The organism is Paenibacillus filicis, assembly GCF_038070315.1.
GTDB lineage: Bacteria > Bacillota > Bacilli > Paenibacillales > NBRC-103111 > Paenibacillus_G > Paenibacillus_G filicis.
On record NZ_JBBPCC010000019.1, the window covers coordinates 126,405 to 144,486 of the forward strand.

Consider the following 18,082-nt stretch of genomic DNA (forward strand, 5'->3'; position numbering starts at 1 on the left):
TAATTCCTTTAAAATACACAAAATGACAAATGATAATTAGTTATTTCAAAGCATATACTTTTAATTCAAAGGGGGACCTATCTATGGATCAAATTGAGCAAAATATGGTGTACCACTAATGGAAAGAGTGAAGCCGGAAGCCTACAGCATTGCTTCCATCTGACGTTGATTCAACCGCAATATCACGCCTGCTTCGAATGCAGTCCTGCCGATGCTTCTCATCCTCACCCCACGTCCTATGAAACCAAAATTGCAAAAAAAGAAGCCCCCGTCTTTACCCGAACGGGGGCTTCTTCGCTTACATATTTATTCGTCTTCCTTGAATATCGGTTGGATGCGAAGCTCGAACCCGAACTCCTTCTCGCTCAGCCGATAAGACTCGAGCAGCTCCGGTCCGCAGGAGTTGGAACCGATCCCGCTCAGCTTGTAATCGAGCTGGACGATCGTTTCCTTCCGCCGGACCAGCTCGTAGCTGTGTGCGGCTTCCGTCAGATCCTGCGGTGTAAAGTGCGACGCATTGAACGAGAAGGCCTGAGGAGCGTCAAATCGCAGCCCCATCCCCAGCTCGCTGGAGACGATCGCCCATTCGGTCGCATAACGCGAACCGTTCTCCTGCGGCATGATGTAGTCCTCGAACATCTCATCCACGGTGAACAGGTACTTCCCGCGCTTGGCACTGTGCCGCTTGTCGATGTAGCTTTCGTGAGGTCCGTAGCCGAAGTACTCCACTTCCTCATTGCCCGGAGGCATGATGAGCTGCAAGCCGAAGCGCGGCAGGAACGGCACATTTTCTCGGACCTTGACCTGTGTGTTCAAGACAATCGCGCCATTACCTTCGACCCGCCACTGCGCCTCACCGTGCAGAATCGGCGAGCGGGAGTAGCCGCCCAGCGAGTAGCTGACCGCAATCTCGACGGCGCCTGAGTCCAGCGTAGTCCATTTCGCTTGATACACCTTCATACCGGCCCGATGGAAACCATCCTCCTGCCAGGCATGACGGATGTTCCGGTCATTGTCCGTCGGAGCGCGCCAGATATTGAAGCCCACAGGTCCATGAAGCAGATTGACTCCATGTTTCGACAATTGCACGAAGGTTCCGTCGTACAGATCGAAGACATACTTGAAGTCGAACCCGGTCAGCTCCAGCAGATGCCCGTTCTCGGCAGCCTGCAGCTGGAAGCCTGCGGATGCCAGAACCGCCGGGGCCGGTGTGGCTTCGGCTTGGCCGACAGGCAGCTCGAACTGTTCAAAGGTCACCTCATGGCCAGCCTCAGCCCAAGGCGTATCCTGCCTCGTGCGAACCGTCACCGTGAGATACCGCCGGCCGCCCGGCGAGAAGAGCGATGGGTCCAGCGGAATCGCAACGGCTTGCGTCTGCTGAGGACCGAGCGCATCCAGACCTTCCAGCGCTCCCTGAGCCACCGTCTGGCCTTCCTGCTCCAATCTCCAACTGAAGGCCAGAGCGGACAAATCGATGAAATCATAACGGTTGGTCACTGCCAGCTTGCCCACTGCTACATCGTCCGCTTCGATCAGCACCGGCGCGATAGCCTTCTTCAGCTCCAGCAGTCCGGTATGCGGTTTGCGGTCAGGCGATACGAGACCGTCGATGCAGAAGTTCCCGTCATTCGGCTGATCGCCAAAGTCGCCGCCGTAGGCAAAATACGACCGGCCGTCAGGTGTCTCCGTCTTGACCCCGTGATCGCACCATTCCCAGACGCAGCCCCCCATCAGGTTCGGATACTTGTAGATGACATTCCAGTAATCCATCAGGTCGCCGGGACCGTTACCCATCGCATGGCTGTATTCGCATTGGAATAAAGGCTTTGTTTTCGTGTTATCCTTCCCGTACTCTTCCATATAACCATATGTGGCATACATTCGGCTCTCGACATCCAGACAATCCGTGTCCGTGTCGCCCTTATTAATAGGGGCGGCTCCCTCGTAATGAACCGGCCGCGAAGCGTCACGCTCACGAGTCCACCGGGCCATCGCCTTATGATTCTCGCCATAGCCGGCTTCATTGCCGAGCGACCACATCACGATGCAGGTATGGTTCTTGTCCCGCTCTACCATGCGCTCCATCCGGTCCAAGAAAGACGGCTGCCACTCGGCATTATCGGTCAGCCGGTGGATCGTTCCCTCGGCCACCTCTGCCTGGCTCATGCCGTGGCATTCCAGATCGGCCTCATCGACGACATAGAATCCGTACTGGTCGCACAGTTCCAGAAACCGCGGATCGTTCGGATAGTGGGAGGTCCGCACCGTGTTCACATTGTGCAGCTTCATCAGATTTAGATCTTTGATCATATGATTCAGCGGAATCGTCTGCCCCAGTGTCGGATGCGAATCGTGACGGTTAACGCCTTTCAGCTTGACCGGTTGCCCGTTCACCTGGAAGACACCGTCCTGAATGCGGATCTCGCGGAAGCCTGTACGGAAGCGAAGCGCTTCGTCGCCTGCTTGAAGCTCCAACTGGTACAGATACGGATTCTCGGCATTCCACAGCTCCGGCGCGTCCACCGCCAGCTCGATCACGCCCTGTCCGTCAATCACCGCGCTGCCCGAAGCGACGCTGCGCCCTGACTTGTCGCGCAGCTCCGCCTTAACCTCCAGCTTGCCGGTCGTCTGGACCTCACTCCGCAGCACCGCGCGGCTGTAGTCGGAAGCCAGCTCCTGCCGGTTAAATATGTCGCGAATATGCGCCTTCTCGCGCGCGAGCAGATACACATCCCGGTAAATACCGGAATAACGCCACAGATCCTGGTCCTCCAGGTACGTTCCGTCGCACCATTTCAAGACCATCACCGCGATCCGATTGCGGCCAGGACGCAGCTGGGAGGTCACTAGAAACTCTGCAGGGATACGGCTTCCTTGGCTGTAGCCCACATAGGCTCCGTTCACCCATAGATAGAAGCAGGCATTCACGCCTTCGAAGACCAGATACTGCTCCTTGCCGTCCCAGTCCGCCCGAAGCTGAAAGTCTCGGACATACAGCCCCGCCGGGTTCTCGCCCGGTACAAACGGTGGATCACAAGGGACCGGGTAGTTGATATTCGTATATTGCAGCTGATCGTAGCCATTCGTCTGCCAGCAGGATGGAACGATCAGATCATCCCATCCGCTGACGTCGGTGTCTACTGCATAGAAACCGTCGGCCGTGTCCTTGACGCTAGCGTTATATTGGAATTTCCAGCTCCCGTTCAAGGTCTGGAAGTAAGGGGAGCGTCCACGCTTGCCCGTAGCCGCCGTCGCCTGATCCTGATAAGGAATAAAGGACGCCCGCGGCGCCTCGCGATTTTCCTGAAGCACCTTTAAATTCTCCCAATAAGGGGTGACACGTATCATCAATACCGCTCCTTGCGTAAAAGAATAGTTTGGTTGATTCCATGATCCAGGCCCGTGGGCAGGACGGAAAAAGAAGAAGCCTGGGCTCACGTTTTGTAGCCCAGTCTGGAGACTGCGCAAGCTCCAAGCCCCTTCTCAGGGCCTGGAGCTCGGCATTCATCTAATGCGGACCCGCCGCTTCGCAGCTGCTGGTCCTGCGTATGAACCCTCCGGCCAGCCTCGCCAGCCAGCCGGAGTTCGCCGCCGCGCGTCAACCTCTAGGCTTGCAGTGTCAGCGCGTCGCGCCGCAGGTCCAGCCATTCCCGCTCCGCTGCGGTCAGCTTGATGCGGGCGCCTTCGTCGCAGGACTGCAGCTCCGCCAGATTTTGCGCACCGATCAACGCGCAGGTCGGGAACGGCTGCTGGAGCACATAGGCGAGCGCGATCTGGATGACGCTCGCTCCCTTCGTCTTCGCCAGCTCCTCCGCACGGCGCAGCCGCTCCCAGTTGCCGTCGTTGTAGAACACGCGCACGACATCGGCATCGTCCCGCACCTCCGGAGAGAAGCGCCCGGTGAAGAAGCCCCTCGCCTGCGAGGACCAGGACAACAGCGGCAGGCCGGTACGCTCGTGCCAGTCGCAGGTCGCCTCGTCGGCAGATACGCAGCCTGCCCAGAACGGTTCGTTCGTCTTCGCGAGGCTCAGGTTCGGGCTGCTGAAGGCGAAGCCGGTGAGACCGTGAGCCGCCGCATACGCATTCGCTTCCTCGATCCGCTGCCAAGACCAGTTGGACGCGCCGATCGCCTGGATGCGCCCGGCTTCCAGATGCGCATTGAGCGCCTCGATAATAGCTCCGACCGGGACATTCTCATCATCGCGGTGCAGAGCATACAGCTCCACCGAATCCGTTTGCAGCCGCTCCAGGCTTTCCGCCAGATCGGAATCGATCGCCGCCTTGTTCACACGCGGTCCATCCTTATTATGATGCGCACCTTTGGTCAGAATAACGATGCGGTCCCGGTTATTTCGCTCTTGCATGTACCGCCCGATCGTCCTCTCGCTGTCGCCTCCGCAATAGCCGTGGGCGGTATCGATCGTGTTGCCCCCGATTTCCAAGTAAGCGTCGAGGTTATCGCATACTTTGCCGTACACCTCCGGACGGAAATAATCCGAGCCCTTGATCAACCGGGAGACCGGTTTGGATACGCCTGCAATTTGAATATATTCCATATTCGTTCGCCCCTCTCTTAAAGTACGATGCGCTTGCTCTCTCTAGCCGACTTCAGACAAGCATCCAGCACCCGCATGTTCAGCACTGCATCGGTCGCTTCGAAGGCAATGGGTTCGCCGCTCAAGACCGTGCGCGCGATCGAATCGGCCTGCAGCGCATAATGGTTAACTACCGGCACCTCGACCTCCCGTCTCTCGCCCTTGGCCGTCACGAAGAAATTAGCCCCTGCATCGGTTGGCCCAACGTAAGCCGAAGGCAGCTCAATCGTCCCGTCCGTACCTAGAATCTCAAGCGTATTGCGGAAGGCCGCCCACATGCCGCAATCGAAGGTCAGCCCCACTGAGCCCGGAAATTCCACCAGACCGGATGCCATCATATCCACGTGGTCATGCTGCTCCGAGAAGAACGCCTGCACCGTCACAGCCTCCGGCTCCTGACCTAGCACCAGCCGGGCTGCGCTGATCGGATAGCAGCCTACGTCGTACAGCGATCCGCCGCCCATGTCCCGGCTGAATCGTACATTTCCCGTGCTCCCGGAGCTATTGAAGGTGAATGTGCCGCGAATCGCCCGCAGCTCACCGATCTCGCCCGCAGCGATGATCTCACGGATCATCCGGTAGCGCGGGTGATGGCGGTACATGAAGGCTTCGGCGAAGATCACGCCCGCTTCCGCGCAAGCCGCCACCATCTCCTCCGTTTCCGAGGCGGTCAGCGCCGCCGGCTTCTCACATAGCACATGCTTGCCTGCCTGGGCCGCCTTGATCGTCCACTCCCGGTGCAGATGATTCGGCAGCGGGATGTAGACCGCATCGATCTGCTCATCGGCCAGCAGCTCCTCGTAGCTGCCATAGGCCCGCGGAATATCCAGGCGAGCAGCCGCCTCCTGAGCCTTCTCCAGCGAGCGGCTCGCGATAGCGGACACCTCGCCCAGCTCCGATTGCTTGATTCCTGGAATCACCGCTCTGAAAGCGATTCCCGCACACCCCAAAATTCCCCAACGCAGCTTGCCCGATGCCTGTGCCATGGATATCCTCCTCTTGGTTCTAGTATCATATTGTCAGTATAAAAGCGTTCAACTAAAATGAAAATATGAACATGTTGCATATAGATAACACTATATTGCTATATATACGGAGGATATCATGAAAAGACAATTCCACTTTCCAAAGATGGATCACCAGCCATTTTTCTGCTTTCCCGACTCGGTCGGCAACTACTGGCTCGACCCTGACCATCGCGTGGACCGCACAGCTGGCTCGCTGAATGACTTCAACATCCACTACGTCGCCTCTGGCAAAGGATTCGTGGAAATCGACGGCGAGACCTACACGTTGAACCGGGGAGATGCCGTGCTGTACTTTCCGCTTCAGCAGCAGATCTACTACTCGAGCGAGGAGGATCCCTGGGATGTCCGCTGGGTCCACTTCTACGGCCACCAGCTGCAGGAATTTCTGACCGAGCACCGTCTGCACCGCGCCAAGCTGTGGACGCTCCGTCAGCCAGCCGCCTGGGAGAAGGCCCATATGGCCCTGCTGGAGGAAGCGGAGAGAAACCGAATTCTCTATCCGACAGCACTGTCCATGCTGACCTATGCGGTCATCATGGAATTTATTCAGCAAGCGGAGCCACTCTCCTCTGCCAAAAATCACCATGCCGCCGAACGGATCGCCGAGCTGCTGCCTCTGCTCCAGAACGAAGCCTGCGAGCCGTTCATTCTGGAGGAATGGGCCGGGCGGGCCGGGGTGAGCCCCTATTACTTCTGCCGGCTCTTCCGCAAGATCATGCATATGACGCCTATGGATTTCGTCACCCTCTGCCGGATGCAGAAGGCCAAGCAATGGCTGATCGAGCGCACGGAATCCACGATCCGCGATATCGCAGAGGAAGCCGGCTATCCCAATACCAGCTACTTCAACAAGCGGTTTCTGGAGAAGGAAGGCATGACCCCGTCCGAATACCGGATGCTCTTCGCCAAGTGAAGCCTGCTGCGGCTATGCCGCAACGCCCCTTCCCCGGCTCTCGAAGGGGATAAACTATTAGGCCATGTCACGGCTTGCTGGAGAGTCGATGCTGGCAAGCCATGGACCTCACGCCCCTGATTTGAACCGGACATGTATGATTCAACCCCCAGAGGCCGTCCGTCTTCACCTATCCGCACTCTTCCCCGTCCCTGAGCCGCATTTCCCACACCCCGCAAGAAAAGTCAACGCCAGGAAATCCCGCTCTCCGCGCCTTGTGCGCCGCTTCTTCCCGCCTGACAAAAATGGATGATTGCCGGAAATGCCCCTGCATCGTAGATTGAGAGCAGAGTCCCGGCTGTGCTATCTGCATCTGCCAACCCTACATCCCATCGCTTGAAAGGAGGAGAGGACTATCCACTCCACCGTCAAATCATCTGCAGCCGAAGCCTCCGCTCCGGAACAGGCAGCCGCAACGAGCCGTGTGAAACAGATCTGGGCCGGCATCGTTCGAGACAAATTTTTATATTTGTTAGCGCTTCCAGGTTTGCTTTACTTCCTTATTTTCCGATACATTCCGATGTGGGGCATCCTGATTTCCTTCCAGGACTATTCTCCCTTTCAAGGCATGCTCGGCAGTCCCTGGGTAGGCCTGGAGCATTTCCGGCGGTTTTTCTCCAATCCGGACTTCCTGCTGCTGTTCCGCAATACGCTGGCTATCAACACGCTGTCGCTTGTGTTCTTCTTCCCGCTTCCGATTGTGCTGGCGCTGATGCTGAATGAAGTACGCAACGCCGCCTACAAGAAAATTGTGCAGTCGATCGTGTATCTGCCGCATTTTCTATCCTGGGTTATTATCGTAGGGATCACCTTCCTGCTGTTCTCCACCGGGGATGGAGCCATCAACCAGATGCTGGTTGCTTTCGGCTTCGAGAAGGTCGACTTTCTGACCAATAAAAATTATTTCTGGGCCATGCTCACCGCCCAATCGATCTGGAAGGACGCCGGCTGGGGCACGATTCTCTTTCTTGCCGCCATGGCCAGCATCGATCCGCAGCTCCATGAAGCAGCTAAGATCGATGGTGCCGGACGTTTCCGCCAAATCTGGCATGTCACGCTGCCCGGAATCCGCTCGGTTATTATCATTCTGCTGATTCTGCGGATCGGCCATATGATGGACGTCGGCTTCGAGCAAGTCTTTCTGATGATGAACGGCGCCGTCTCCGAGGTCGCCGATGTGTTCGATACCTATGTCTACCGGCTAGGCATCAAGCAAGGGCAGTTCAGCTACAGCACCGCAGTTGGCTTGTTCAAGTCGGTCGTAGGCCTGATACTTGTGATCGGAGCCAATAAGCTGGCTAAGAAATTCGGGGAGGATGGCGTGTACTGACGGCGAAAGCCGTCCCTCTGCCTCCAGGCAGACTGTGCGCCTTGTCTCCCTCCCTTGTCAGGCCTACATCTATCAAGCTTCAATCACCCTGCATCCAGAAAGGAGGCGGCTCTCCCTTGATCCGATCCCGAAGCGACCGTGCGGTCGACCTGTTTAATATCTTCTTTCTCGCCATCATCGGCGTCGTGACGTTTTTCCCTCTCTACTATGTATTCGTCGTCTCGTTCACCGACCCGTCGGCCTACTTATCCACGCAGTTTAGTTTACTGCCGAGCCGCTGGAGCCTCGCCTCCTATGAATACCTGATGTCAACGGATGCCTTCCTGCGAGCTATCCGCAACAGCGTTTTTCTCGCCGTCGTCGGCACCGCGCTCAGTCTGCTCGTCACCTCCTGCCTCTCCTACGCTCTCTCGCGTCGGAGATTGCAGGGCCGCAGGATGTTCCTGCTGCTGATCCTGCTGACCACACTGTTCAACCCAGGCATCATCCCGCCCTACCTGCTGGTCCGGGATCTGCATCTGATCAACAGCACCTGGTCGCTGATCCTGCCTGTGCTGACGAGCGGCTGGTACGTGCTGCTGATGAAGGGCTTCTTCGACAGCATCCCGGCCAGCCTGGAGGAAGCTGCTCGTATCGACGGCTGCAACGATGTCAGCGTGTGGTACCGCATCATCCTTCCATTGTCGCTGCCGTCGCTCGCCGCCTTCGGCCTGTTTTACGCCGTGGCGTACTGGAATACCTTCTTCACTGCGCTGCTGTATATCAATGATTTCACGAAGCATCCGCTTCAGGTGCTGCTGCAGAACATGCTGATCGACGCATCCACCGCTGCCGGGGGCTCCGCCGCCGCCGAGATGATGTCGGAGCAGCGCATCCCGCCGGAGACGCTGAAGATGGCCGCTGTCGTCATCGCCACCGTGCCGATCCTGCTCGTCTATCCGTTCCTGCAAAAGCATTTTGCCAAAGGCGCGATGGTCGGTTCCGTCAAGGAATGAGGAGTACGCCGCTGAGCCCCAAGGGCTGGCGGCTTCCTATAGAGATAGAGATACCTGAGCTAGCCGCTGTCCGGATTTCCCGGCAACCTAGCTCGCCCTTATTCCCCATTATTTAAACTTCGGGAGGTCTGTATCGATGAATTGGACTAAAAAATCTTCTGCTGTTCTTGCATCTACGCTGCTCGTCTCTTCCCTGCTCTCCGCCTGCTCCGGCGGCTCCGCTCCGGCGCCTGGCAACACCAGCCCAGACAACTCCAGTACGGGCAAAACGCCCGACGCCAAGCCGACGGATATCAGCATCATGTCGATGTACTACACCCCCGAGCCACCGGGCCCGGACAATGTCGTCGTCAAGGAAATCGAGAAGCGCACGAATACCAAGCTCAAGATTACCTGGGTGTCGCCGAACAATTATGCAGACAAAATTAACGTAACGCTGGCCTCGGGCGATATCCCGGATCTTATCCTGCTGGACGATCCGTTCAGTGCCCAGGTACGCAGCATGGTTGCGCAGGGCGCCTTCTGGGAGCTAACGCCGCTGCTGAAGGATTACCCGAATCTGCAGCAGTATCCGAAGGATTCCTGGGAAAACACGAAGCAAGCTGACGGCAAAACCTACGGGATCCCCCGTGCCCGTCCTACCGATGGAGGCGGCTTCCCTTACATCCGCAAGGATTGGCTCGATGAGCTGAAGCTAGAGATTCCGAAGACGACCGACGAGCTGTACAACGTCATGAAAACGTTTAAAGAGAAGGAAATTGGCGGCAAGGACACTGTGCCTTATGTAGGCTTCGTCGATCAGAATGGCATGTCCTACATGTTCCAATTGCAGAACAGCTTCACCAAGACGAATGGCGACTGGAAGCTGGTCGACGGCAAGCTCGTAAACGTCAACTTGCTGCCTGAAGTCAAGGAAGCTCTCGTGTGGATGAACAAGGCGTTCAAAGAAAAGCTGATCCCTGAGGACGTCGCCGTCATGAAAAATACACAAGCCAAGGACCTGCTGAAGGCGGGACGGGGCGGATTGTTCCAGGATACGGCCGAGGCGGCGTGGGAGCCTACGGAGGAGCTGCGCAAGACGAATCCGAAGGCGGACTTCCTGCCACTCGTATCACTGAACGGTTATTCCAATAAGGACGGCGGATTCTTCGGTATGTACGCGATTCCCAAAACCGTCAACGAAGCGAAGGTGAAGAAGCTTCTCGCCTTCATGGATTACGGCGCTACCCAGGAAGGCTACACACTGGCCAGCTTCGGCTTGAAGGACGTGCATTACACGGAAAAGGATGGCGTTCTCACTCCGACCGAGCAAGCCAAGAAGGATATCGTCGCCCAGCAGGCGTTCGGTCAGATTTTCCTGAAATACGATCCGTACCTGCGCGCCTACCGTACCGGGATGCCTCCCGATGTACTGGAGCGCAACAAGAAGATCATCGACGAGAAGGCCAAGATCAGCAGCGGCGATCCTTCTGTGGGCCTCGCGTCGGAGACGAACACCAAGGTCGGAACGGAGCTGCGCAAGAAAATTCAGGACGTGAAAACTAAGGTTATCATGGGCAAGGAGCCGATCAGCGCCTGGGATGACTACGTGGCTAAGCTGAAGGCTGATCCGGATATGCTGAAAATTACGGCTGAGCTGAATGACGCCTACCAGAAACGTCAGAGTGCCAAGAAATAAGCTTGAATCCTCCCTCGTACCGATTACGGGTACCAGGGGGGATTTTCCTGTCCTGAGCGGTATGAAGCACTGGCTCCCCCTTGCGTTCCTCCTGCGAACAAGGTAAGTTCAAAAAGCGCATCCAGGGACGGGTACCCTTCAGCCAAGTGAAGCTTTCTGGCGGGGCTGGCCTCACGCTCCATCCCGGGTTTGGGGAGCTTGAGTCATCTTCTAGTGAAAGACCTCCGCCCCGCTGACCGGTCCCCGGCAACAGCGCAATCTGACTTAAAGAAAGGGGCTGCTTATGTTATATGCTTGGAGACAGCTCTGGCATTGGTGGACCCAGCGGACCGGCCAGAGCCAGTTTTACCGCAAGAGCCTGATCCTGGTGCTCTGCATCACAAGTCTGCCGACGGCTGTCATCGGCATCACCTCTTACGTGACCGGACGTGCCCATATCGAGCGCGAGATCGCCAGAAGTCATGAGGCGCTGCTGAAGAAAACGATCGATCGCATGAACGATAATTTCGCACAGCTGGAGCTCGCCGCCACCCAGTGGTCGTTCGACAGCCGATTGGATGCGAAGCTGCGTGATATTAAGCTGAATGAAGAGTATAACGTGACCCAAGGATTGTACCGTTTCCTCGGGGTGATGAAAGGCGCCTATCCGCTCATCGACCGGGTCGACTTGTACCTGGATAAGGATCAGCCTGCTATCATCTCAGATATCGATGGGATCGTACCGATTACGCGCCAGCAGGACCAGCTGCAGTTCCAGAACCTGCTGACGCATAGCCGTGGCGTATTCTGGGACGATACGCTAACGAAGGTCAATGCGCGCAGCAACGAGCCTTATCTGGCGCTGGTCCACAAGCTGCCGTCGATCGGCCAGCCGTATGGCGCTCTAATCTTCTATCTGGATAAGACCCGGCTGGTGCAGATGGTCGAGGAGATGTCGACCGACAATGACGGCGCTTCCTTCCTGATGGGCAAGGACGGCCATCTGATCATCTCAAGACCGGCCGCGGATGCCGATCACGCCGCCCTGGAGACGGCGATTCGCTCCCAAGTGCTCCAGAGCGGCGAGACCAACGGCACCTCGATTCTGCAATGGAAGGGACAATCATATAACGTCTCTCACGGTGAATTCACCAGGCTCGGCGCACAGTGGAAATATTCCACGGCCACCTCGCTCAATCAGCTCACGGCACCCGTCGTCATTATGTCGAGAATTATGCTCGGCGTCGGCTTGTTCGGCCTGCTGCTTGCGGTCCTCTTGTCCTGGATGGCCTCCAAACGGATATACCGCCCAATTGGGAGGCTCTTCAACGTTGTGAGAGATCATTCGGTGCATACATCCGAGCTGTGGCGCGACCGCGATGAGCTCGCCTTTATCGAGAGCCGCTGGAAGCATCTCAATCAGGAAAGCAAGGAGTTGGAGACCCGGCTGGAGCAGGCTTATCCATCTCTGCGCGCTGCCTTCCTGATGCAGCTGGTGCATGGGCATTTCTACTCGCTCAGCGAAGCCGAGACCCGCAGCCGGATGGGCAGCTTCGGGTGGCAGTCCGAATCGCAATGGTTCGTGCTGCTGCTCGTGCAGACGAGCGGATTCGCCAAGCAGGATGGGCGCTTCCTGGAAAGTGAGGAGCAGCTCGTGACGTTCGCCGCGGCCAATATTGCGCAGGAGCTGGTCCGGACGCGAAGCCATCAGGCCGAGATCATCAACTTCCAGGACCTGACCGTCGGCATCCTGCTGTCCTATCCGATGGACCGCACCAAGCAGCAGGTCAAGGAAGAGCTCTACTGGCTGTCGGACGATCTCGTCCGGACGATCAGTTCCCTGCTTAAGATGCAGACCGCCGTCTGTATCGGGCATATCACATCGCAAGTACGGGAAATTCCCCAGCTACTTCCCTATCTACGCAATGCGATCCGCTATCGTGACCTGAAGGAAGACTGTCAGGTGCTCGATCTGGAGGAAATGCTGCCGACCGTGCATAACTCCAGGATCAGCTACCCTTTCGAGATGGAGAAGGAGCTGATGCAGGTTATCCGCATGGGGCAAAGCGAGCAGGCGATGCGCCATATCCATTTATTTATCGGGGAGCTGGTCCGGGAAGCCGGAAGCGAGAAGCTGCTCCAGGAGGGCAGTCTGCAGGTACTGGGCAGCATTCTGCATACGATGCTGGAGACTGGCTTCCCGCCACATGACGTGTTCGGGAGCCAGAATCTATATGAGCAATTGAATCAGCTGCGAGAGCCGGAGCAGATGATCCGCTTCTTCCAGCTCAAGGTCATCGCCCCCTATATCCGCAAGCTGAACGAGCATCAGGACTTGCATATGAAGCAGCTGGTCGAGCAGGTGACGGACCGGATCAGACAGCGGTACGCCAGCGATATTTCCCTGGAGGAATGCGCCGATGCCTTCGGCGTCACCCCCTACGCGCTCAGCAAAGCCTTCAAGCAGATTCATGGCATGAACTACATCGATTATCTGATTCGGCTGCGGATGGACAAGGCGAAGGAGCTGCTGGACAGCACCAGCCTGAAAATCAATGAGATCGCGGAGCAAGTAGGCTATCAGCCCTCGTATTTTATTCGCTTGTTCAAGAAATTCGAGGATATGACGCCGGGGCAATACCGGGAGAGATCGATGTAGCCGGGTTGAAGCGGCAGATATAACAACACGCCTGCAAGAGGCAAGGTCTGATTGACCCTGCTTCCTGCAGGCGTGTTGCGATGAGCTTTAAACTGTTGGCTGGCTGCTTATGAGCTTGCCGGCTTCGGAGTAATGAATGTTCTGTCAGCAAATGTTTGAGGTCATTCGTAGGTTATTTGGTTTTGAATCCAATCCTTGCTTGAGGGCTGGTCTCCTTCCCCCGTACCTAACGCTTAAGCGAGCTCCGGCTGCTTGGCCGCAGCGGCTTCCAGATCCGCCCTCGCTTGAAGTCCTGCCTGGTTCAGCAGATTCCACGGCTTGTTGTAATGCGGCTGGAAGAAGAAATCGACAAAGCCGAGCTCCTCGACGGTCATGCGGTTCTGGATGCAGACCGACAGCGTGTTGACCGATTGAGTCAGATCAGCCTTCGACAGCACCTGAGCCCCTACCAGTCGGCCGTTTTCTGTCTCGTAGACGAGCTTGATCAAGGCCTGTTCGTAGGTCGGCATAAATTCCGGACGATAATTGTCGGTCACGACCGTCGAGCTTACTGCAAGCCCGGCTTCTACAGCTGCCTGCTCCGTCAGTCCGGTCGAGGCGATGTTCAGCTCAAAAATCTTGATGCCCGACGTGCCCTGCGTTCCCATATATTTCACCTGCGGCTGCTTCAGATTCAGCGCTACGAGCGTCCCCATGCGGACCGCATTCGTCGCCAGCGGGATGTACGCCGGCTGACCCGTCGGGTTATAACGGATAGCGCAGCTGTCACCCGCCGCATACACATCCGGGCAGCTTGTGCGCATATATTCGTCCACGATGATCGCCCCATTGGGCAGCATGTCCACCTGATCCTTCAGCAGACCGGTATTCGGACGGAATCCGATGCACATAATAACCAGATCCGCCTCATATTCGCCAGCCGTCGTCACGAGCCCGGTCACCTTGCCTTCCTGCCCATGCAGCGATTGCACGCCCTGGCCCAGCGCCAGCTCGATACCATGCTCAGCCATATCCGCCTCGACGATATCCGTAAACGTCTGATCCAAATACTTGAACATCACGCGCGGCGTGTTATCAAACAGCGTCACCTTCTTGCCCAACTGCTGGAAAGCTTCTGCCAGCTCTACGCCGATATAGCCGGCGCCGACGACCGCGATCCGCTTGGCGTGGGCGGCTTTCTCGATGATGGCCTGAGCGTGCGCATAGTTTTTGCACAGCATCACGTTGTCCAGCTCCATGCCCGGCAGATTGGGAATGATCGGCCACGAGCCTGTCGTCACCACCAGCTTGTCATAGGTGTCCTGCAGCGTGTCGCCCGTCTCCAGATTCCGGACGGTGACGGTCCTGCGCTCGGTATCGACCGCTAGCACATCATGCCGCATCCGGGTCTGAACGCCCAGCTCTGCAAGGTTGTCAGGATGCGCGTAGAATAGCTCCTCCGCATTGCGGACGACTCCGCCCACATGGAGCGCGATGCCGCACGACAGGAAGGAAATGTTGTCGTTGCGCTCGTAGACGGTAATAGCCGCCTCCGGGTAACGTTTGGCGATCTGAAGCGTAGCGGCGGTTCCTGCGTGGGTGCAACCAATGACGATGACTTTCATGGTGATGACCTCCTCGTGAAATTAGGTTGTAAGTTTTTAAATTTGGAATATTGAAAATATGGATAGGGTCGATGTTTGTGAATACATTCACATGATGTCGGAAAGCTTGAGCGACTCTCGTGAAATAAATCACAATGTCGCCGATGAGTTCACTATAAGCCACCCAGCCTGTAATTGCAATAGGTAAGTGAAAATAATCACAAATTAGACAAAAACCTGTCCCTCCGCGCTTTTATCATACCCTGGGGACTGCCAAAGCATTTCTTCATCGGCAGCCGCTGTCGGTATAGGTGGCGGCCTTCGCTCGAGCGATGGGTATGCTTCTGGCCCTTATCTATCCAGATACATGTTGAGTACGTCTACATCCTGCCTTCAGATGCTATGACTGGATATTCCGTAAAAATCTACACCTAGGGATATACGACCGTCAATATATCCCCCATCCGCAGCATTCCCTCGCGCTCCACGGAGCAGACAATGCCGCGGCGCTGCTTGGCCTAGCGGACGAACTTCGCAGCCGTTCCGATGGCACCGCTGACCCGCTCGATGATATTGCCCGGATCTTTACAAGGCAGGTTCTCTCCCTCGCAGATTAAGCCGACGCGATCCGGCACCAGCAAATCTTGCCCCTGCGGGAAGCCGTGTAAATCCTGCCATGCCCGCGACCAGCACATTGGCCCCGAGCCATTCCGCCCGCACCTCCGGAATGCCAAGCGCCTCTGCGATCAGCGCACACTCTTCCGCAGATACGATGCTAATCTGACGCCGGTTGGCGATCAGCGTGCCGCGGGGGTAAATCTTCTGCCGGCTGTCCGCCGGACGGAGCAGTCCGTAGTGACGATCCCCGGGAATGCCTCCGAGCCCGATCTCAATTTCTCCGGCCCGGCGTGTCACAAAGGTCGACGGCTCATCCGCTATGTATACATCCTTTACGGCAATTTCTATTCTTTTCATGATTCCATTCCCCCAGCTTTTCCATGAATGAAAGCATCGGACCCGAGCAAAGGATGGATTACTATCCAATATTCCTTTTGTTCGATACGGCGATTACCTATTCTCTATTTACAGGATGCCAGCGGGGCTGCTGGATTATTCTCTTTCCCTTACAAGCTGCAGAGCTGTGGGGCTATGGCCTTGAAGCCACGACTTTCTCTAGCTAATGGCGTGAGTCTCTGCCAACGGATTCTTTTTCTGGTATGCTGGGGATAATCGTTTCCACATCATCAGAGGAGGGGTCTCATTGATGAAGGCCGCGCATATCGAACGGATCGTCTCCATCTTCCCCTGCTTCGCCACCGTTTCGGCTGAGGCCTGGAGTCATCCAGATATCTCCGTCGTGCATGCGCCTGCCGCTTATGCCATTCATGAAGGAGAGATGCTGCAGCATGCGGTATTTCTGCTGGACGGCTGTGTTCGCGTCTACAAGGTCGGCGAATCCGGGCGTGAAGCGACGCTGTACCGAGTGCGCAGCGGAGAATGCTGCGTGATGATGATGTCGTCCATTCTGGGGGAAGCCCCCTATGAAGCCTCGGCCTCGTTAGAAACATCCGGAGAAGCGCTGCTCCTGCCCGTAGACGTCTACCGTCGGTGGATGGATCTGTACCCGCCGCTGCGCCGATTGATCTACGGCATGTTCACTCAGCGGATGGTCGATGTCTCCAAGGTGCTGGACACCGTGCTCTTCAAGCGGGTCGATCAGCGGATCGCCGAGCTGCTGCTAGAGCGCTCAGATGCGCGGCCCGGGATGCTGCACATCACCCACGAAACGATTGCCTTCGAGCTTGGAAGCGCACGGGAAGTCGTCAGCCGGACGCTAAAGGAGTTCGAAAGGCAGGGATGGCTGCGCGTCGGCCGCGGACGTATCGACCTGCTGGATGTTACAGCCCTTCGGGATATTTGCTCCGCCGTTATGTGACCTAGTCACAGTAACGCCTTCGGCCCATCAGGTATGCTTGTCGCATATCGATCAAAACTCATGATGAGGCTGGAGGTAAGCGGGTATGAATCCGAATGTTGGAGGCGCGGATCGCGTCATTCGCGTGGTGTTAGGCTTGGGGTTTCTATCGTTGTTCATCTTGTTGCCAGGACTATGGAAGCTGGCAGGGCTGCCGGGGTTCATTCTGCTGTTCACGGCATTGACACGCCGCTGTCAGATCAACCGGCTGCTGGGGATCAATTCCTGCCGGATTAGCGGGAAGAGGTAGGTAGGGGCACTTGTAAGGTTAGGGTTAGCAGATTCAGCAGTTCCGAGAAAGGAAAAGGCACGGGCCTATGCGGCTCCGTGCCTCCTAGTCGTCGCTTTGCAGACGCTTCATGAAATCCTCGGCTGCACTGTAGCCCTGCTGGCGCAGGTACCAGTTGTTAGCCGCCGCTTCGACAAGTCCGGCTACATCACGGCCCGGCTGAAGCTGAATTTCAATATGCGGGATCTTGATGTCCATATACTCCGTGAACTTGGGCTCCAGCTCGAGCTCATTGTTCAGTGCATTGTCCTGCCACTTGGTCAATTCGATGTCGAGCACAATTCGTGTCTCGTCCTGGAACGCGCTTCGTCCGTACAGCCGCGAGACGTTCACCAATCCGATGCTTCGTAAAGCGAGGAATTCCTTCGTCTTGCCGCTGTGCGTGCCGAGAATCGTCTCGGGCCCGATCTTCTTCAGCACGACGATATCGTCTGCGACTAGCCGGTGACCGCGGCGGATCAGCGTGTGCGCTGTCTCGCTCTTGCCTACGCCTGACTTGCCGCGCAGCAGGATACCGATGCCGGATACATTCACGCAGACGCCGTGCACAGCCATCTCCGGTGCCAACGCCTTCGCCAGGTAGCTGTCGATCAACTCAACGCAGCGGGCCGTCGGCATGGAGGTGCGCAGCAGCGGAATCTTTTCTGTCTCGCAGTGCTTCTTGAGGTAAGTGAGTCCGTCGAGGTTCCGCGTCACCACAAAGCAAGGCGGATGATACTTGGCAATATTGCCGATGTGCAAATTGCGCTCTGCCTCGCTCAGCTTATGCAAGTAATTGATTTCCTTGCTGCCTAGCACCTGCACATGTGCATGCGGGAAAAAATCGAAGTACCCGACGAATTCGAGTCCCGGGCGATTCACACGCGGCTTCGGAATCACCGCATTCATATACTCGCTGCCCGACAGCACCTCGAACGAGAATCGCTGGACCAGGTCATGAACCGTAACCGATTTCATGGTATGCTGTTCTCCTTCCTTTTTGCCAGAACGGCATGGGGTTGAACATAGATATTCTACAC

At 56.7% G+C, this 18,082-nt stretch carries 13 protein-coding genes; 7 read left to right on the forward strand and 6 right to left on the reverse strand.

All coding sequences use genetic code 11. The annotated features are described in order from the left end of the window. Positions 1-306: 306 nt before the first annotated feature. The 3 genes from WMW72_RS25275 to WMW72_RS25285 all read right to left on the reverse strand — a co-directional run bounded on the left by WMW72_RS25275 (position 307) and on the right by WMW72_RS25285 (position 5,581). Positions 307-3,348 (reverse strand): glycoside hydrolase family 2 TIM barrel-domain containing protein, encoded by a 3,042-nt coding sequence (locus WMW72_RS25275; protein WP_341418350.1) that lies wholly within the window; start codon positions 3,346-3,348, stop codon positions 307-309. A gap of 257 nt (positions 3,349-3,605) precedes the next feature. Then, entirely contained in the window at positions 3,606-4,556 is a 951-nt protein-coding gene (locus WMW72_RS25280) for an aldo/keto reductase (protein ID WP_341418351.1), read from the reverse strand. Between the two features lie 17 nt (positions 4,557-4,573). After that, entirely contained in the window at positions 4,574-5,581 is a 1,008-nt protein-coding gene (locus WMW72_RS25285) for a Gfo/Idh/MocA family protein (RefSeq protein ID WP_341418352.1), read from the reverse strand. Positions 5,582-5,699: 118 nt separating this feature from the next. On the opposite strand from WMW72_RS25285, the gene WMW72_RS25290 reads away from it, so the two are divergent. The 5 genes from WMW72_RS25290 to WMW72_RS25310 all read left to right on the forward strand — a co-directional run bounded on the left by WMW72_RS25290 (position 5,700) and on the right by WMW72_RS25310 (position 13,216). Next, complete coding sequence (locus tag WMW72_RS25290) at positions 5,700-6,536, forward strand: helix-turn-helix transcriptional regulator (RefSeq protein WP_341418353.1); 837 nt, start codon at positions 5,700-5,702, stop codon at positions 6,534-6,536. A 463-nt stretch (positions 6,537-6,999) separates the two neighbouring features. Further along, positions 7,000-7,905 carry an ABC transporter permease gene (locus WMW72_RS25295; RefSeq protein WP_341418354.1) on the forward strand — a complete coding sequence of 302 codons (906 nt, stop codon included), beginning with the start codon at positions 7,000-7,002 and terminating at the stop codon, positions 7,903-7,905. A 116-nt stretch (positions 7,906-8,021) separates the two neighbouring features. Continuing rightward, positions 8,022-8,900: a carbohydrate ABC transporter permease gene (locus tag WMW72_RS25300; protein WP_341418355.1), complete on the forward strand. Its 879-nt coding sequence runs from the start codon at positions 8,022-8,024 to the stop codon at positions 8,898-8,900. Positions 8,901-9,036: 136 nt separating this feature from the next. After that, on the forward strand, positions 9,037-10,578 hold the full coding sequence (locus WMW72_RS25305; protein WP_341418356.1) for an extracellular solute-binding protein: 1,542 nt from the start codon (positions 9,037-9,039) through the stop codon (positions 10,576-10,578). Positions 10,579-10,861: 283 nt separating this feature from the next. Continuing rightward, on the forward strand, positions 10,862-13,216 hold the full coding sequence (locus tag WMW72_RS25310; RefSeq protein ID WP_341418357.1) for a helix-turn-helix domain-containing protein: 2,355 nt from the start codon (positions 10,862-10,864) through the stop codon (positions 13,214-13,216). 233 nt (positions 13,217-13,449) lie between these two features. Here the strand turns inward: WMW72_RS25310 and WMW72_RS25315 are convergent, their stop codons facing one another. Both WMW72_RS25315 and WMW72_RS25320 read right to left on the reverse strand, forming a co-directional pair. After that, positions 13,450-14,820, reverse strand: a complete 1,371-nt coding sequence (locus WMW72_RS25315) for an FAD-dependent oxidoreductase (RefSeq protein ID WP_341418358.1) — start codon at positions 14,818-14,820, stop codon at positions 13,450-13,452. 564 nt (positions 14,821-15,384) lie between these two features. Then, entirely contained in the window at positions 15,385-15,774 is a 390-nt protein-coding gene (locus WMW72_RS25320; RefSeq protein WP_341418359.1) for an MOSC domain-containing protein, read from the reverse strand. A gap of 289 nt (positions 15,775-16,063) precedes the next feature. Between WMW72_RS25320 and WMW72_RS25325 the strand changes: the two genes are divergently transcribed. Together WMW72_RS25325 and WMW72_RS25330 are read left to right on the forward strand one after the other, a co-directional pair. Beyond that, positions 16,064-16,735 carry a Crp/Fnr family transcriptional regulator gene (locus WMW72_RS25325; protein ID WP_341418360.1) on the forward strand — a complete coding sequence of 224 codons (672 nt, stop codon included), beginning with the start codon at positions 16,064-16,066 and terminating at the stop codon, positions 16,733-16,735. Between the two features lie 85 nt (positions 16,736-16,820). Then, complete coding sequence (locus tag WMW72_RS25330) at positions 16,821-17,024, forward strand: YgaP family membrane protein (RefSeq protein ID WP_341418361.1); 204 nt, start codon at positions 16,821-16,823, stop codon at positions 17,022-17,024. Between the two features lie 84 nt (positions 17,025-17,108). Here the strand turns inward: WMW72_RS25330 and hprK are convergent, their stop codons facing one another. After that, positions 17,109-18,020: an HPr(Ser) kinase/phosphatase gene (gene hprK, locus WMW72_RS25335; RefSeq protein ID WP_341418362.1), complete on the reverse strand. Its 912-nt coding sequence runs from the start codon at positions 18,018-18,020 to the stop codon at positions 17,109-17,111. Positions 18,021-18,082: the final 62 nt, after the last annotated feature.

Coding starts and splice junctions, on each gene's coding strand:
- WMW72_RS25275 (WP_341418350.1), bottom strand. CDS start 3,348: ATGATACGTGTCACCCCTTATTGGGAGAATTTAAAGGTGCTTCAGGAA.
- WMW72_RS25280 (WP_341418351.1), bottom strand. CDS start 4,556: ATGGAATATATTCAAATTGCAGGCGTATCCAAACCGGTCTCCCGGTTG.
- WMW72_RS25285 (WP_341418352.1), bottom strand. CDS start 5,581: ATGGCACAGGCATCGGGCAAGCTGCGTTGGGGAATTTTGGGGTGTGCG.
- WMW72_RS25290 (WP_341418353.1), top strand. CDS start 5,700: ATGAAAAGACAATTCCACTTTCCAAAGATGGATCACCAGCCATTTTTC.
- WMW72_RS25305 (WP_341418356.1), top strand. CDS start 9,037: ATGAATTGGACTAAAAAATCTTCTGCTGTTCTTGCATCTACGCTGCTC.
- WMW72_RS25310 (WP_341418357.1), top strand. CDS start 10,862: ATGTTATATGCTTGGAGACAGCTCTGGCATTGGTGGACCCAGCGGACC.
- WMW72_RS25315 (WP_341418358.1), bottom strand. CDS start 14,820: ATGAAAGTCATCGTCATTGGTTGCACCCACGCAGGAACCGCCGCTACG.
- WMW72_RS25320 (WP_341418359.1), bottom strand. CDS start 15,774: ATGAAAAGAATAGAAATTGCCGTAAAGGATGTATACATAGCGGATGAG.
- WMW72_RS25325 (WP_341418360.1), top strand. CDS start 16,064: ATGAAGGCCGCGCATATCGAACGGATCGTCTCCATCTTCCCCTGCTTC.
- WMW72_RS25330 (WP_341418361.1), top strand. CDS start 16,821: ATGAATCCGAATGTTGGAGGCGCGGATCGCGTCATTCGCGTGGTGTTA.
- hprK (WP_341418362.1), bottom strand. CDS start 18,020: ATGAAATCGGTTACGGTTCATGACCTGGTCCAGCGATTCTCGTTCGAG.